Origin of the sequence: Petrocella sp. FN5 (assembly GCF_029210395.1) — a bacterium.
In the GTDB taxonomy this organism is placed as follows: domain Bacteria; phylum Bacillota; class Clostridia; order Lachnospirales; family Vallitaleaceae; genus Petrocella.
In genome coordinates, this window is sequence record NZ_JARGDP010000191.1 from 1 (window position 1) to 1,209 (window position 1,209).

The 1,209-nt window shown below is 36.2% G+C and carries 2 protein-coding genes; both read right to left on the bottom strand.

Annotated features, from left to right (window positions below; all coding sequences use genetic code 11):
* Positions 1–540 (bottom strand): hypothetical protein (locus tag P0N36_RS15415; protein ID WP_275843778.1); only part of this gene is annotated, 540 nt, incomplete at its 3' end.
* On the bottom strand, positions 540–1,209 hold a 670-nt coding region (locus P0N36_RS15420; protein ID WP_275843779.1), incomplete at its 5' end, for an S-layer homology domain-containing protein. The genes P0N36_RS15415 and P0N36_RS15420, both read right to left, overlap by 1 nt.

Here is a 1,209-nt window from a genome sequence, read left to right on the forward strand (position 1 = left end):
AGTCGGGGTGAGAGCGTCCTTGTAATTAAGAGAAAGATAAGATGCGAGTGCCTTATTATTTTTTAAAAATACTTCCGGATTCTGAACCCATTTCCACCTACCCATAATTTGTGTTTTCGGCATACTATCCGGTGTGTAATAAGGATTAGGCACCGGCTCAGGCATAATATTATAGCCAATAAATTCCCACTGACTGTTAGGAATATTGGGATAGGCCTGTAGTTCATTGATAAACTTATATTTGCCTGAAGGTGACTTGGTTGAGAATATTCCATACTCTTGCCATATATCTTCATTGGCGTCGATTTCTACAAATGTATTTATATCCACATCATATATTCTATAAAAAAAGTAATCTCTATCCATCAGACTATTCATCTCAACATTAGCATCTTTTATAGCTTCTTCTAGATTCATTATTGGTCTAAAAATATCAATATAACTAGATGTCTGACTAGCATAAGACTCCTTAAAATCTGAAAAATTGATTAAGAAAATCGAAAATACTATCATACTAAGTACTATTGTAATCCTCTTCATTACTCATACCACATTTGAATCGTAACATCTAAAGAACGTTCAAATTTTGATCCTTTCAATTGCCTTTCATCAACCACTGCAATTCTATAATTATCCATATTATACCATTTATGCTCTTCATTCAGCAGTGTACGCCAACCATCTTTATGCTTAATGTAATCGAGTATTGTATGTACATGTTCTTCTGACAAGCGTCTTCTTAAAAGCCTTTCTAAATCTTTAAGCTGGTCTACAGGCTTTCCATATTCTGAGTATTTGATGATAATGCCTAAATGGTCATCCCATTCGTAGCTGCCATGTTTGTCATAGTACACTTTGTCACTTTCTATCATTTTTAAATCTGCTGCAATGTTTTTCTCATCACTGTCTCTAACTGGATCTACCCATAGCTTGCCACCTTTGAAGTGGTCAGCGTAATTGGTGCCCTTACTTATATATGGTTTTCTTGCGCCTTTATCTATGATGCGTCTAATTACAGCCACACCCTCGGCTCTTGTTAAGGTCATCTCCGGCTTAAATGTGCCGTCAGGATACCCTGTTATGATACCCTGTTCATAGACCTTTAGTACATTTGCTTTGTGCTTACCTTCTACCATGAAGCTGTCTATTAAGGCACCTTCTATTTCTTCTCCCTTGGTATAACTTGTACTCTCAAGATCTTCTAAGGCT